General features: G+C 75.3%; 12 protein-coding genes. 4 read left to right on the top strand and 8 right to left on the bottom strand.

From position 1 onward, the window contains the following. Positions 1–109: 109 nt before the first annotated feature. Both ACFXG1_RS17805 and ACFXG1_RS17800 read right to left on the bottom strand, forming a co-directional pair. Positions 110–961, bottom strand: coding sequence for an SDR family oxidoreductase (locus ACFXG1_RS17805; RefSeq protein ID WP_384743415.1), 852 nt, complete (start codon positions 959–961; stop codon positions 110–112). A 144-nt stretch (positions 962–1,105) separates the two neighbouring features. Beyond that, entirely contained in the window at positions 1,106–1,630 is a 525-nt protein-coding gene (locus ACFXG1_RS17800) for a rhodanese-like domain-containing protein (protein ID WP_384721839.1), read from the bottom strand. Positions 1,631–1,724: 94 nt separating this feature from the next. On the opposite strand from ACFXG1_RS17800, the gene ACFXG1_RS17795 reads away from it, so the two are divergent. Then, positions 1,725–2,171: an Lrp/AsnC family transcriptional regulator gene (locus ACFXG1_RS17795; protein ID WP_384721842.1), complete on the top strand. Its 447-nt coding sequence runs from the start codon at positions 1,725–1,727 to the stop codon at positions 2,169–2,171. 61 nt (positions 2,172–2,232) lie between these two features. Here the strand turns inward: ACFXG1_RS17795 and ACFXG1_RS17790 are convergent, their stop codons facing one another. From ACFXG1_RS17790 to ACFXG1_RS17780, 3 genes are read right to left on the bottom strand one after another with little or no spacing between them, the layout of a single operon-like run. Then, positions 2,233–5,295 (bottom strand): AAA family ATPase, encoded by a 3,063-nt coding sequence (locus ACFXG1_RS17790; protein WP_384743411.1) that lies wholly within the window; start codon positions 5,293–5,295, stop codon positions 2,233–2,235. Beyond that, positions 5,292–6,452, bottom strand: coding sequence for an exonuclease SbcCD subunit D (locus ACFXG1_RS17785; RefSeq protein ID WP_384743408.1), 1,161 nt, complete (start codon positions 6,450–6,452; stop codon positions 5,292–5,294). Before ACFXG1_RS17785 ends, ACFXG1_RS17790 begins: the two co-directional genes overlap by 4 nt. 60 nt (positions 6,453–6,512) lie before the next feature. Further along, positions 6,513–7,139, bottom strand: a complete 627-nt coding sequence (locus tag ACFXG1_RS17780) for a YigZ family protein (RefSeq protein ID WP_384721498.1) — start codon at positions 7,137–7,139, stop codon at positions 6,513–6,515. A gap of 77 nt (positions 7,140–7,216) precedes the next feature. On the opposite strand from ACFXG1_RS17780, the gene ACFXG1_RS17775 reads away from it, so the two are divergent. Next, positions 7,217–7,624: a CoA-binding protein gene (locus ACFXG1_RS17775; protein WP_384721501.1), complete on the top strand. Its 408-nt coding sequence runs from the start codon at positions 7,217–7,219 to the stop codon at positions 7,622–7,624. 59 nt (positions 7,625–7,683) lie between these two features. Here ACFXG1_RS17775 and ACFXG1_RS17770 read toward each other — a convergent pair whose 3' ends face one another. Both ACFXG1_RS17770 and ACFXG1_RS17765 read right to left on the bottom strand, forming a co-directional pair. Next, on the bottom strand, positions 7,684–8,238 hold the full coding sequence (locus tag ACFXG1_RS17770) for a YbaK/EbsC family protein (protein WP_384720732.1): 555 nt from the start codon (positions 8,236–8,238) through the stop codon (positions 7,684–7,686). A 170-nt stretch (positions 8,239–8,408) separates the two neighbouring features. After that, positions 8,409–8,981 carry a helix-turn-helix domain-containing protein gene (locus ACFXG1_RS17765; RefSeq protein ID WP_384720735.1) on the bottom strand — a complete coding sequence of 191 codons (573 nt, stop codon included), beginning with the start codon at positions 8,979–8,981 and terminating at the stop codon, positions 8,409–8,411. Positions 8,982–9,075: 94 nt separating this feature from the next. Between ACFXG1_RS17765 and ACFXG1_RS17760 the strand changes: the two genes are divergently transcribed. Beyond that, entirely contained in the window at positions 9,076–9,942 is an 867-nt protein-coding gene (locus tag ACFXG1_RS17760) for an EamA family transporter (RefSeq protein ID WP_384720738.1), read from the top strand. Positions 9,943–9,998: 56 nt separating this feature from the next. Here the strand turns inward: ACFXG1_RS17760 and ACFXG1_RS17755 are convergent, their stop codons facing one another. Then, positions 9,999–10,751, bottom strand: coding sequence for an acyltransferase (locus ACFXG1_RS17755; protein ID WP_384720741.1), 753 nt, complete (start codon positions 10,749–10,751; stop codon positions 9,999–10,001). 399 nt (positions 10,752–11,150) lie between these two features. Between ACFXG1_RS17755 and ACFXG1_RS17750 the strand changes: the two genes are divergently transcribed. Then, positions 11,151–13,088, top strand: coding sequence for an ATP-binding protein (locus tag ACFXG1_RS17750; protein WP_384743403.1), 1,938 nt, complete (start codon positions 11,151–11,153; stop codon positions 13,086–13,088). Positions 13,089–13,167 lie beyond the last annotated feature (79 nt).

Raw genomic sequence — 13,167 nt, 5'->3', positions numbered from 1 at the left:
GCCGGGGGTCCATCCGTGGGGGGTGTTCTTGTCTCTCACGGGCGCCCCCGGGGGCGGGGGGCCCCCCCCCCCCCCCCGGCCCCGGCTACTCCCCCGGCGTTCGCCGGGGTCAGCGGCGGAAGCCGCCCTCGGAGTTGATCACCTCTCCGGTGATCCACCCGGCCTCGTCGGTGGCCAGCCAGGCGATCAGGCGTGCGGGGTCGTCGGGCATGCCCCAGCGCCCCGCCGGGAACCGGTCGGCGACCGCCCGGTAGTCGTCGCCCTCCCGGTAGCCGGTGTCCACGGGGCCGGGGTTGACCGTGTTGACGGTGATCGCGAGATCGGCCAGATGGGTGGCGAGGGAGCGGGTGACCGAGGCGTTGGCTCCCTTGGCGAGCGCGTAGGCCAGTTCGCCGGGCATACCGCCCGCGATGTCCTGGCCCGAGGTCATCATGACCACCCGGCCGCCGGGCGTTCTGGGCGGCAGTCCGGCCCGCAGCCGGGCGTACGCCTGCACCAGCAGGACGACGGAGCGGGTGTCGACGGCGAAGTGGGCGTCGAGCATGTCGGCGTCGATCACGTCCAGGGTGCCGTCGTAGCCGCTCAGCGCGTGGTTGGCGACGAGGATGTCGAGCCGTCCGCCGAACGCCTCGGCGGCCGAGGCGACGAGCGCGGCGGGCGCGGCGGGGTCGGACAGATCGGCGGGGCCGTGGAACACCCGTGCCGCGGGGTCGCCGAGGGCGGCGCGGACCCCTTCGGCCACGACCTCGGGCCCGCCGGGCTCGGCACCCCACGGCTTCGCCTCGTCGTGCGGGACGTGGTGGTGCAGATAGACCCCGGCGCCGTACGCGGCGAGCCTGCGGGCCACCGCGTATCCGATGCCGCCTCTTCTGCTCGCACCGGTCACCAGCGCCGTACGGCCGCGCAGCGGCAGGGGGTCGCGGCGCAGGGCCGCCGGGTCGGGATGCGGAAAGGCAGACATGGCGCCCGATCATCGGTGATCCCGGGGGCGTCCGCATCCCATTATCGGCCGCGGCCGCCCGGCGGCGGGGGCGGCGGGTGCGACGGGGGTGCCGGATGCGACGGCCCGCGGGCGCCGGAGGGAGGGCGTCCGGCGCGGGGCCGGTCAGCAGCCGCAGTCGTCGGCGCCGACGGGCGCGGTCAGCGGGTCGGGTGCCCGGCGGTCGTCGCCCTCCCAGGTCTCGTACGCGAACCCCTCCCGTACCCAGTACTCGAATCCGCCGAGCATCTCCTTGACCTGGTAGCCGCGTTCGGCCAGGGCGAGGGCGGCACGGGTGGCACCGTTGCAGCCGGGGCCCCAGCAGTACGTGACGACGGGGACGGCCGGGTCGAGGAGCCGGTCGGCCTGCTCCGGGATCAGAGCCGTCGGCAGGTGGACGGCGCCGGGAATGTGGCCCTGGTCCCAGGCGGGCGCGGAGCGGGAGTCGAGCAGTACGAACCCGGACCTGCCGGTGCCGCCGCCGTCGGCGAGGGCGGCAGCGACGTCGGAGACATCGGCGTGGAAGGTGAGACTCGCACGAAAGTACGCGGCCGCCGCGGCGGGCGGCGCGGGCGGCACCCGAAGGACCGGGTTCGAAGCGGGAGCGGGGGCGGTTGCGGGAGCGGAGAAGGTGTGCGAAATGGTGTTCATGGCAGTGAATCTACGGGCGGCCGCGCGCCGCCTGAAGGCACTTTCCCCGGCAGATGACTTGATCAGCCGGTGATTCCCCGGTTGTCTTGGCTCCATGAACGACTATGCACCGGACGCCACCGACTGGCGTCTGCTGGATCTCCTCCAGCGCCGCGGCCGGGCCGGTTTCGCGGAGCTGGCCCGCGAGGTCTCCATGTCGGCGAGCGCCGTCACCGAGCGGGTACGCCGGCTGGAGGAGGCCGGGATCATCACCGGCTACGGCGCGCTGGTGGACCGGGGCGGGCTGGGCCTGGCCATCACGGCCTTCGTCCGGCTGCGGTACCCGAACGGGAACTACAAGCCGTTCCACGATCTGCTGGACACCACCCCGGAGATCCTGGAGGCGCACCATGTCACGGGCGACGACTGCTTCGTCCTGAAGGTCGCCACCCGGGACATGGGCCATCTGGAACAGGTCACGGGCCGGATCGGGGCGCTGGGCGCGGTGACGACGAGCGTCGTCTACTCCTCCCCGCTGCCGGGGCGCCCGGTCAGCCGCTGACCCCGGCCCGTCCGCCGGGAATTCCGGTACCGGGCTCCACCGGCCGGGCCCCGGACAGAACCTAGTCGGCGGGCGCTCCCGTGCGGAGCCGTACCGTCGAGCCGTGGCGTTCCTTCACCACCTCCAGCTGGGTGGGGATACGGCGGCGCAGATCGGCGACATGGCTGACGATGCCGACGCTGCGGTCGCGCTCCCGCAGGGAGTCCAGCACGTCCAGCACCTCGTCCAGGGTCTGTTCGTCGAGGCTGCCGAAGCCCTCGTCGATGAAGAGGGTGTCGAGCCTTACGCCCCCGGCTTCCTCGGTGACGACGTCCGCGAGTCCCAGGGCGAGGGCGAGGGACGCGAAGAAGGTCTCACCGCCGGAGAGGGTGGCGGTGTCGCGTTCGCGGCCGGTCCACGCGTCGACCACCCGCAGGCCGAGCCCGGAGCGCCCGCCGCCGGAGCGGGCGTCGGAGTGGGTGAGGGAGTAGCGCCCGGCGGACATCCGCAGCAGCCGCTCGGTGGCGGCCGCCGCGACCTGTTCGAGGCGGGCCGCCAGGACGTACGACTCCAGCCGCATCCGGCGTTCGTTCTCGGCGGAGGTGCCCGCGGTGAGGGCGGCGAGCCGGGCCACGCGTTCGTACTCCGCGCGCAGCGGTACGGAACCCCGGACCGAGGTGGTGGCCTCCTCGGACAGCGCGTCCAGTTCGGCGGCGCGGTCCCGGGCGGAGGCCAGGGCGGACGCGGCGTCCCGCAGGGCGGTGTCGGCGGCCGCGAGTCTCCCGGCGGCGGCGTCGGGGTCGGCGGGCGGCGCCCCGGCGGCGGCCGACGGGTCGGATTCGGCGAGCCGCTCGGCGACGGCCGCCGCCTCGGCCTGCCAGAGGTCGGCGCGGCGCTGGAGTTCACGGTGCCCGGCATCGCCGACGAGGGCTTCCGCCGCGGCGCCCGGGGTGGGGAACCCGGCCCGGTAGGCGGCGTCGGCCGCCTGCCCGTCGGCTTCCTTGAGCCGTCGGGCGGCCTCGTCGGCGGCGCGGCCGGCCTCGGCGGCGCCGGCCGCGAGCCGGGCCCGGTGCTCCAGCGCCGCGGCGCGTTCGGCGACGGACCGGGCCCCGGCCCTGGCCCGCTCCAGTTCGCCGCCGAGGGCGGCGTGTTCCCGGTCGAGCGCTTCGCGTTCGGCGGTACGGGCGGCGCCGCGCTGGTCGAGGCGCTGGAGACGGCCGACGCGCTCCTCGTGTTCGCGCTCGGCACGGTCGAGGTCCTCCCGGGCGGCGTGGATTCCGGAGGCGAGGCCGCGGGCGGCGCCGAGGTCGCGCTCCACCTCCGCGACCAGGGCGGCGAGTTCGGCGGCCGCCGGGTCGCGGGGGCCGGTCCCGGCGAAGTCCGCGGCGGGGGCGGCGGCGGTGTCGTCGTCGCGGGCCCGGAGGCGGGCCGTCGCCAGCGCCGTGCTGATCCGGTCCAGCCGACGCTCGGCCTCGGACCGGATCTCGTCGGCCCGGGTGAGGGCGTCGTAGGCGGCGTCCTCGTCGGCGGGGGAGACGTGTCCGGTGCCGGGGCGCGCCGGTTCCGGGTGGTCGGCGGAGCCGCAGACCGCGCAGGGCTCACCGGGGACGAGCCCGGCGGCCAGTTCGGCCGCGATCCGGGCGAGTCGGCGCTCCTTGAGGTCGAGCCAGGCGGTACGGGCCGCGAGCGCGCCGTCGCGCGCGGTCCGCAGCCCGTCCTCGGCTTCGGTCCCGGCGGCGGCCAGCCGGTCCCGCTCCCGCGCGGCGTCGCGGCGCCCGCGGGCGGGGCCGAGCCGCCCGGCGAGCTGTTCGGCGCGGGTGGCGGCTTCCTGGGCGGCGGCGAGCCGGTCCTGGTGGGCGCGGCGCAGGTCGTCCCAGCCGGCGAGCCACTCCTCGGCGTCCTGCCGGGCGTCGTCGTCCGCGCGGGCGGCCCGGTCGAGCGCGGCCCGCTCGCGGGTGATCTCGGCGCGGCGCGCCTCGGCGCGCCGGGCGGCCTCCAGGGCTCCGAGGTCGCCGCGGATTCCCCGCTCCGTTTCGGCGAGCTGTCCGGGGGCGGCGTCGGCGAGGTCGGCGGGCAGGGCGGTGCGGGCGGCGGCGAGCGCGGCGGCCGCCGTACGGTGAGCCCGTTCGGCGGTGGCGCGCAGGGTCAGCGCGGGGGCCACCCGCTCGGCCCTGCGGGCCTCTTCGAGCCGGGCCAGGACGGCCTCGTGGGCGGGCCGGGCGGCCTCGGATTCGGCCTGGCGGCGGCGGGTCTCCTCGGACCGCCGCCGGAGTCGATCGTGTTCCCGGGCGGTGTCGAGGGCGGTACGGGCCGCGGTCTGCCGGTCCTCGGCGATGGCGACGGCGGAGCGGGCCACGGCGAGCCGTTCGCGGGCGCCCGCGCGGGCGACGGCCGCCCGGGCGAGGACGGCGGCGGCGAGTCCGGGGGCGCCGGGGCGCATATCCGGCAGGGGCCAGTCCCCGGCCGCGCCCGCGGCGGCCTGTTCCATCCGGTGGGCCAGGGCGAGCAGTCGTTCGTCGCCGGTACGGACCCGGGCCTCGGCGGCTCTGCGGCGCTCCGCGAGGCGTTCCTCGACGGCGGCGAAGCAGCGGGTGTCGAAGAGGCGGCCGAGCAGCCGTCCCCTGGCCTCGGCGTCGGCGCGCAGAAAGCGGGCGAAGTCGCCCTGGGGAAGCAGGACGACCTGGCAGAACTGCTCCCGGCTCATCCCGATGAGCTGTTCGATCTCCTCGCCGACCTCCTGGTGGGAGCGGCTGAGGGCGCGCCATTCGCCGGCCGCGGCGTCGTACTCCCGCAGCAGGCTCCGGGCCCGCTCGGAGGTGAATCCGGTGCCCCGCCTCTTGGGGCGCTGCTGGGCGGGGAAGCGGGTGATCTCCAGGCGGCGGCCGCCGAGGGTGAGGTCGAGGAGGACCTCGGTGAAGACGCCGGCCTCGGCGTGGTCGCTGCGCAGCGGGGTGCCGGGCGCCTGCCGGGCGCCGGGCACCGTGCCATACAGGGCGAAGCAGACGGCGTCGAGTACGGAGGTCTTCCCGGCGCCGGTGGGGCCGTGGAGCAGGAAGAGGCCGTCGGCGGTGAGGCTGCCGAAGTCGATGTCCTGGGTGGTGCCGAAGGGGCCGAAGGCGGTGACGGCGAGGCGGTGCAGCTTCATCCGGCGGCCTCCGCGTCCGCGGTGCGGACCTCGTCGAACGCGGCGCTCAGGACGGCGCGCTCCGCGGCGTCCGGTCCGGCGCCCCGGACATGGGCCACGAAGTCCTCCGCGATCTGCCGCCGGTCCCGGCCGCGCAGCCGCCGGGCGTAGGAGACGCCGTCGTCGTCCCCTGGCGGCCGTTCGGGGGCGAAGACGAGGCTCAGCGTGTGCGGGAAGCGTTTCGTCAGGCGGGCCATCGGCTCGGCGGGGCGGACGGGGTCGGTGAGGGTCGCCTCGACGAAGGCGTCCTCGTACGGCTCGTGGGCGGGGTCGCTCAGCAGGTCGTCGATGCGGCCGGTGAGCCGGGCGAGGGGCCTGGGCACGGGGCAGTCGATCCGCTCGGCGGTCACGGCGCCGTCCGCGCCGAGGTCGACGAGCCACATCGACTTGCGGTGGGCGGCCTCCGAGAAGGAGTAGGCGAGCGGGGAGCCCGAGTACCGCACGCGGTCGGTGATGGTCTGGCAGCCGTGCAGATGGCCGAGGGCCGCGTAGTCCACTCCGTCGAAGACGGCGGAGGGCACGGCGGCGACCCCGCCGACGGTGATGTCCCGTTCACTGTCGCTGGCGGTGCCGCCGACGACGAAGGCGTGGGCGAGGACGACCGAGCGGGTGCCGGGCGGGCGGCCTGCGAGATCGGCGCGGATCCGGTCCATGGCCGCGGCGACGACGGCCTCGTGTCCGGTCCGCTCGACGCCGAACGCGTCCTTGACGAGGGCCGGTTCCAGATAGGGCACTCCGTACAGGGCGACGTCGCCGTAGGTGTCGGCGAGGACGACGGGGACGGCGCAGCCATCGGGGCCGGTCCGCAGATGTATCCCGGCGCGTTCGATGAGTCCGGCCGCGACGCCGAGGCGGCGGGCCGAGTCGTGGTTGCCGGAGATCATCACGGTGGGGACGCCCGCGGCGGCCAGCCGGTGCAGTGTCCGGTCGAAGAGTTCGACGGCGGCGAGCGGGGGCACCGCCCGGTCGTAGACGTCTCCTGCCACCAGCACCGCGTCGACCTCGTGGGCGCGGGCCGCGTCGACGAGGTGGTCGAGAAACGCGGACTGGGCGTCGAGCATGCTCACCCGGTGCAGCGACCGGCCCAGATGCCAGTCCGACGTGTGCAGGAGTCTCATGATCCCCGAGAGTATCGGCGGGGTGTGACAGCCCGGCCGGGTCCGGGGATTCGGCGGGCGTCAGGCGTCGCCATACGCCTCGCCGCCCACGTCGATGCGCGCGGTCCCGGCGGTGGCGTCGGCGAGCCAGGCGCGGAAGGTGTCGATGTCGGCGTCGGGGAGGGCGATCTCGATGGCGACCCGCTCGGCGTAGGCGACGGAGCGGACGGTCCTGCCGGTGGCCCGCAGGTCGTTCTCCAGCTTCCCGGCCCGCTGGTGGTCGACGGTGACGACGGCCAGCCGGTAGCGGCGGCGGACGACGGTCCCGAGGGCGTCGAGCGCCTCGCCGACCACACCGCCGTAGGCGCGGATCAGTCCCCCGGCGCCGAGCTTGACCCCGCCGTAGTAGCGGGTGACGACGGCGACGGCGTAGCGGATGTCGCGCCGGGTGAGCATCTGGAGCATGGGCACCCCGGCGGTGCCGCCGGGCTCCCCGTCGTCGCTCGCCTTCTGGACGGCGGCGTCGGCGCCGATGACGTAGGCGAAGCAGTTGTGGGTGGCGGTGGGGTGCTCGCGGCGGATCCGGGCGACGAACGCCCTGGCCTCCTCCTCGGTCGCCGCGGGCGCGAGCGCGCAGAGGAAGCGCGATCGGCTGATCTCGGTCTCGTGGACGCCCTCGCGGGCGACCGTCCGGTACTGCTCCTGCATCCGGCCACCCTATGCGTCACCCGATCGGGGGTCGTACGGAGGGGAATGCTCCGTACGGGTGATCCGTTGTGGCAGACATGTACGGAGACGACGAGACCATCCGCAGGATCCTCACCTCGACGGGTAACACCTGGGCGGTGGTGGGCCTGTCGAACAACGAGTCGCGGGCGGCGTACGGGGTCGCGCGCGTGCTTCAGCGCTTCGGCAAGCGGATCGTGCCGGTCCATCCGAAGGAGGAGACGGTCCACGGCGAGCGGGGTTACGCGTCGCTGGCGGACATCCCCTTCGACGTCGACGTGGTCGATGTGTTCGTGAACGCGTCGCTGGCGGGGCAGGCGGCGGACGAGGCGGTCGCCAAGGGCGCGAAGGCGGTCTGGTTCCAGCTCGGCGTGGTGGACGAGGCGGCGTACGAGCGGACCCGCGCGGCCGGTCTCGACATGGTCATGGATCGTTGCCCCGCCATCGAGATACCCCGGCTGGGCTGAGCCCGGGGGTGCCGTGGCGCCCCCGGGAAGGCCCGGGGGCGGTTGTGCCGGGGGGCGGGTCAGATCCCGAGTCCTTCGAGGACGACGGCGTGGGGCAGGGCGGCGAGCGCCTTGCCCGGGACGATCAGTTTGCCGCGCCGCAGTCCGCTCCCGAGGAGGACCCAGGGGGTGTCGGCGACGGCGGCGTCCACCAGCAGCGGCCAGTCACCGGGGAGCCCGATCGGGGTGATCCCGCCGTACTCCATCCCGGTCCGCCCGGTGGCGGTCTCCTGCGGGGCGAACGACACCTTGCGGGCGCCCAGGTGTCTGCGGACGACCCCGTTCACATCGACCCGGGTGTGGGAGAGCACCACGGCGGCGGCAAGGCCGGTCTCCCCGCCCCGCTTGGCCGCGACGACGACACAGTTCGCGGACTGCCGGAGCAGTTCCTCGCCGTAGTGGGCGACGAAGGCCGAGGTATCGGCGATCGCCGGGTCGGTGTCGACATGGATCAGCTGGTCGGCGGGGACGTCGCCGGTCCAGTTCCGTACGGCGTCGGCGACCGGGGCGACGAGTTCGTCGAGGGCGTCGGGGGCGGGCCTGGCGGTGTCGAAGGAGCCGATGGGTGCGCGCATGACCGCACGGTAGCAAGCGGCCGGAGCCCGTTCCGCCCACCCCCGTGAGCCCCGCGCCGCCCTCGATTCCCTTTCGTCCGGGACCGGTTGGGCCCGGTCCCCCGGCGGAGGCGCGGGCCGGGCCGCGTTCCGGTTCTGCCGGACGCGGGGTGCGGGGTGCGGGGTGCGGATCAGCGGACGGGCGGTACGGCGACGGCCATCGTCAGGACGGCGGGCTCCGTGCCGTCGTTGCGGTACGCATGCGGCACATTCGCCTCGAAGACCGCGGAGCCCCCGGCGGTCACGGCATACGGTTCCCCGTCCACCACCAGAGTCAGCACCCCCTCGGACACATGGATGAGTTCCACCGTGCCGTCGGGATGGGCGTCGGACGAACTCCCGTCGCCGGGCTCCAGACGCCAGAACCACATCTCCAGCGGACCCCGCAGCTCGGTCCCGACCAGGAGTTCGTTGAAGCTGCCCGCCGGGGTCGACCACATCCGCATCCCGCCGTCGGGAGGTACCACCCGGACCTGGGGGCCGTGGTCGCGGTCGAGCAGTGTGGCGATGCTGACGCCGAGCGCGTCGGCCAGCTTCACCGCGATGCCGACACTGGGGTTGGTCCGCGCCTGCTCGATCTGGATGATCATGCCCCGGCTCACCCCCGAGCGGGCCGCCAGGCCGTCGAGCGTGAGGCCGCGCTCGGCGCGCCAGCGCTTGAGATTGCGGGCGAGCGACTGCGTCAGATGATCGAGGTCCGCCACATTCCATCCAAGATAGTGAATGACATAGTCCAATATCCTGCACTACCGTGTGCTGCACCGCCAGGTCCAACACACTGTACTGCGAGGTCTCTCCATGGTCGCACTGTTCGCCCTGACCACGGCCCTGCTGATGGGCCTGGCCGACTTCGGCGGCGGTCTGCTGACCCGGCGGGCCCCCGCCCTCACCGTCGTCGTCGCCTCCCAGACCGTCGCGGTCGTCGTCCTCGGGGTGATCGTGCTGGCGACGGCGGCCTGGCGGGAGGCCGGCCCCCAGCTCTGGTACGCGGTGGCGGCCGGGGTCCTGGGCCCGGTGGCCCTGCTCTGCTTCTACCAGGCCCTCGCCCTGGGCCCGATGGGGGTGGTCTCCCCGCTGGGCTCGGTCGGGGTCGCGGTCCCTGTCGGCGTCGGACTGCTGCTCGGCGAGCGCCCCGGCCCGGTGCAGCTCGCCGGGATCGGGGTGGCCGTCCTCGGGATCGTCATGGCGGGCGGACCCGAACTGCGCGGCGCGCCGGTACAGCGGCGGACGGTGGCGCTCACCCTCGTCGCGGCGGTCGGCTTCGGCGCGGTGATGACCCTGATCGCGGAGGCGTCGTCCAGTGTCACCGGGCTCTTTCTCGCCCTCTTCGTCCAGCGGACGGTCAATATCGCCGTCGGCGGTACGGCCCTCGCCGTCACGGCGCGCCGGGGCCGCCGGATCCTCCCCGAGGACGGCGGCCTCCGGGTGCTGTGGTCCGCCCTGCCGCTGCTGGCCTTCGTCGGTCTGGCGGACGTGGCGTCGAACGGCACCTACGCCCTGGCCGCCCAGACCGGACCGGTGACCGTCGCCGCCGTCCTGTCCCATCTCTATCCGGTGGTCACCGTACTGGCGGCGCTGATCGTGCTGAAGGAACGGCTGCGCGGGGTCCAGGCCACGGGAGCCGGGCTCGCGCTGGTCGGCTCGGTCCTGCTAGCGGGCGGCTGACGGCCGGGCCCGGCGGCTCGAGCCCGGCGGCTCGGCGGCCGCGCGGCGGAGCGGGATCAGCCCTCCGCGGGACGGTCGTGCTCCGTGAGGGCCAGCAGTTCCTCGGGCGTCACCCCGTCGGGTATCGGCACCGGCGGCGGCGTCCTGAGCGGGGGCTGCCAGCCGTGGACGGGGTCCCAGCTCCGTACGGTCCTGGCGGGCGCGCCCGCCACCACGGAGTGGTCCGGCACCTCGCCCCGTACCACCGCGCCCGCCGCCACGACCACGTTCCGCCCCAGCCGGGCGCCCGGCAGCACCACGGCCCCGGTACCCAGCCAGCAGCCGGGGCCGATGGAGACGGGCGCGGTCCGCGGCCACTGCTTGCCGACGGGCAGCTCGGGATCGTCGTAGCTGTGGTTGGTCGAGGTGATGTAGACGTACGGACCGCAGTACGTGTCCCGGCCGACGGTCACCAGGGTGTCGGCGACTATATGGCTGCCGCGCCCGAGGACCACCCCGTCCCCGAGGGTCAGGATGGGATCGGGCCCCAGGTCGAGCCCCGGCATCATGCCCGCAGTGAGCGTGACCTGCTCCGCGATCACGCAGTGCTCGCCGAGTTCGATCCACCGCTCCCCGAAGACGGTGCCCTGGGGGAAGGCCAGCCGGGTGCCGGGGCCGATGGCCCGGAAACGCAGCCGCCCGGGGCGCTCGGCCGTCACCGCGCCCGCGTTCCGCACCCCGTCCCACACCCGATGGACGACACGGTGCGAAACCCCCTGCCACCAGGCGGAAGGCGAGAAGAACGAGAACGTGTTGCGGTCCCTGGGCACCCGCACACGGTAGTCCGCCCCGGCCGTACGTCTCAGGGCGCGCGCCTGTGATGTTCGCCCCACGCCCCGGCGTACGCGCCCCGGCGTCCGGGCGGGGCCTGCTCCCCCGCCGTCGTACGGCGGGCCGATACCACGATCCCGGGCGCCGCAGGGTGACTTCGGGACGAAGTCCCCCGTTCTGTGGGGAGTCGTCGCGGTCCGGGCTCGGCGACCACCGCCCGTGGCTAGCATGAGCGCCACGCTCGTGCGGAAGATCACCGTCAACTCCCGGTGTCCGCGCACACGTTCGGCCCACGCGCCGGTCGGCCCCGCTCGCCCGGCCCCCGCGGTCACGCACCCGGACCGTCACACACACCGGAGCTCCCGCGGTTCCGGCAGACTCGAGCAGCTAAGGACCCCATGTCCGTGCCAGCCCCGAAACCGCATCGGATACGAACACCGCGCCCGCTGCCCCCGGCCGTACCGCCGCTCGCGGTCGCGCTGGCCGCCGCGGCCGGGGCCGCGGCGATCGCCGCGGCCCCCGGTCGGGACCGGACCTGGGCCGCCGTCACGGTCGCCGTCGCCTGGGCCGCCGTCACGGCCGGGATCGTCGTCGGGACCCTCGTCGCCCGGCGGCTGCGGGCCGCGGCGGGCGCCGCCGACGAGGAGGCACGGGTGCTGCGGACCCGTACGGCCCGCGCGGAGGAGGACGTCGTACGGCTGCTGGAGGTCACCCTGCCGCTGGTGGTCAAGCGGCTGCGGGACGGGGACACCCTCGGCCCGGTACTCGGCGAGGCCCCCGCTCCGGCCGATCCCGGGCTGCGGGCGCTGCTGGCCCTGTGTGCCGCCGAGATCGCCAAGAGCGAGACCGTCGCCAGGGCGGCGACCGCCGACAGCGTCACCGCCGTCCGCCGGCTGGCGCGCTCCGCCGACGAGTTGGACCGGCTGACCGCGGTGACCCTGCCGGACGTGGTGGCCCGGCTGCGGTCGGGCTCCTCCGCGGGCACCGCCCTCGCCGCCGTCGAACACCCCGGCGACGACCGGCTCCGGGTCCTGCTCGACACGGTGGTCCGCGAGGTCGCCCTGAGCGAGCGGCGCGCGGCGGCCGTGATGGGCGCGGGGACCAAGACCCTCAGCCGGGTCCAGGCCCTGACCGTCAGCATGCTCGCCGATCTGCGGGACATGCAGGATCGTCACGGCGGGGAGGTCTTCGGGGAGCTGCTGCAACTCGACCACAAGACCTCCCAGCTGGGTCTTTCGGCGGACCGGCTGTCCCTGCTGATGGGCGGCAGGACCGGCCGGACATGGAACAGGCCGATCGGGATGGAGTCCGTTCTGCGGGGCGCGGTGGGCCGGATCCCGGCGTACCGACGGGTCCGGCTCCACTCCACCAGTACGGCGCGGATCGCGGGCTACGCGGCCGAGGGCGTGATGCATCTCCTGGCCGAACTGATGGACAACGCCGCCACCTTCTCGCCGCCCGTGGACGAGGTGCACGTCTATGTCGAGGAGCGGGCCGCCGGGCTGGTCGTCACCGTCGAGGACAGCGGTCTGAAGATGGCGGAGGCGCAGCTCGAACGCGCCGAGGAGGCGGTGTCGGGCCGGGCGTCCGATCTCGCGTTCCTGCCGAGTACCCGGATCGGTCTCGTGGTGGTGGGCATGCTGGCGGTCAAGTACCACATGACGGTCACCTACCGGCCCTCGTCCCGGGGCGGTACGGGGGTGGTGGTCCTGCTGCCGCCGCAGCTGCTGCACCAGGAGAACCGCGAGACGCATACGGCCGGTTCGGGCACCGCCGCCCCGGCCGGTCCCGTACCCGGCCATCCACCGCCCCCGGGTCACGTTCCCGGCCCCGTACGCGGCCATCCGTCGCCCCCCGGTCCCGGCACCGGCGCCTCGGCCGCCCCCGGGTCCGGGGCGACCCGGCCGGTCACCGGGGCTCCGCCCGGCGGGCCCGTGGCCGCCGTCCTCCCCTTCGTACCGCCGCCGCGTCCGGCCACCGGCCACGGCGGACCGGGGATGGCGACGCCGAACGGCCTGCCGGTCCGCCCCCGGGGCCGCACGATGGCGGCGGCGGACCGCGGCCGGTCCGACGTCCCCGATTCCGGGCCGGGAACCGGCGCCGCCGTCGGTTCCCGGCCCGGCCGCGACGCGGGAGCACGGTTCGGCGCCTTCCATCGCTCCATGAAGGCCCGCGGAAGGGCGGACCACCGCGGCACCCCGCCCGGCCCCACCGACGGCGACGCGCACTCCGCCGCCACCGCCACCGCCACCGAGGCGGCCACCGCACGGACCTCCGCGGCCGATCCTCCGGGATCCGCGCACGGGGGGCCCGTCGCCGGAGCCGCCGGAGTGTGACACGGCGGACCGGACCCCCGCCCCCGGCCCGCCGCCCCGGGACGGGCCGGCACCGCCGTCCCACGAGCCCGCGCGCACA

This window comes from Streptomyces sp. NPDC059248 (assembly GCF_042753905.1).
Lineage (GTDB): Bacteria > Actinomycetota > Actinomycetes > Streptomycetales > Streptomycetaceae > Streptomyces.
Note: the sequence above shows the minus strand (reverse complement) of the source record. Positions and strands in the feature narration are given on the sequence as shown.

Excerpts from the sequence above, each read along its gene's own strand:
- ACFXG1_RS17760 (WP_384720738.1), top strand. The coding sequence starts at position 9,076 with ATGGTCGCACTGTTCGCCCTGACCACGGCCCTGCTGATGGGCCTGGCC.
- ACFXG1_RS17805 (WP_384743415.1), bottom strand. The coding sequence starts at position 961 with ATGTCTGCCTTTCCGCATCCCGACCCGGCGGCCCTGCGCCGCGACCCC.
- ACFXG1_RS17775 (WP_384721501.1), top strand. The coding sequence starts at position 7,217 with ATGTACGGAGACGACGAGACCATCCGCAGGATCCTCACCTCGACGGGT.
- ACFXG1_RS17770 (WP_384720732.1), bottom strand. The coding sequence starts at position 8,238 with ATGCGCGCACCCATCGGCTCCTTCGACACCGCCAGGCCCGCCCCCGAC.
- ACFXG1_RS17750 (WP_384743403.1), top strand. The coding sequence starts at position 11,151 with ATGTCCGTGCCAGCCCCGAAACCGCATCGGATACGAACACCGCGCCCG.
- ACFXG1_RS17795 (WP_384721842.1), top strand. The coding sequence starts at position 1,725 with ATGAACGACTATGCACCGGACGCCACCGACTGGCGTCTGCTGGATCTC.
- ACFXG1_RS17780 (WP_384721498.1), bottom strand. The coding sequence starts at position 7,139 with ATGCAGGAGCAGTACCGGACGGTCGCCCGCGAGGGCGTCCACGAGACC.
- ACFXG1_RS17790 (WP_384743411.1), bottom strand. The coding sequence starts at position 5,295 with ATGAAGCTGCACCGCCTCGCCGTCACCGCCTTCGGCCCCTTCGGCACC.
- ACFXG1_RS17800 (WP_384721839.1), bottom strand. The coding sequence starts at position 1,630 with ATGAACACCATTTCGCACACCTTCTCCGCTCCCGCAACCGCCCCCGCT.
- ACFXG1_RS17785 (WP_384743408.1), bottom strand. The coding sequence starts at position 6,452 with ATGAGACTCCTGCACACGTCGGACTGGCATCTGGGCCGGTCGCTGCAC.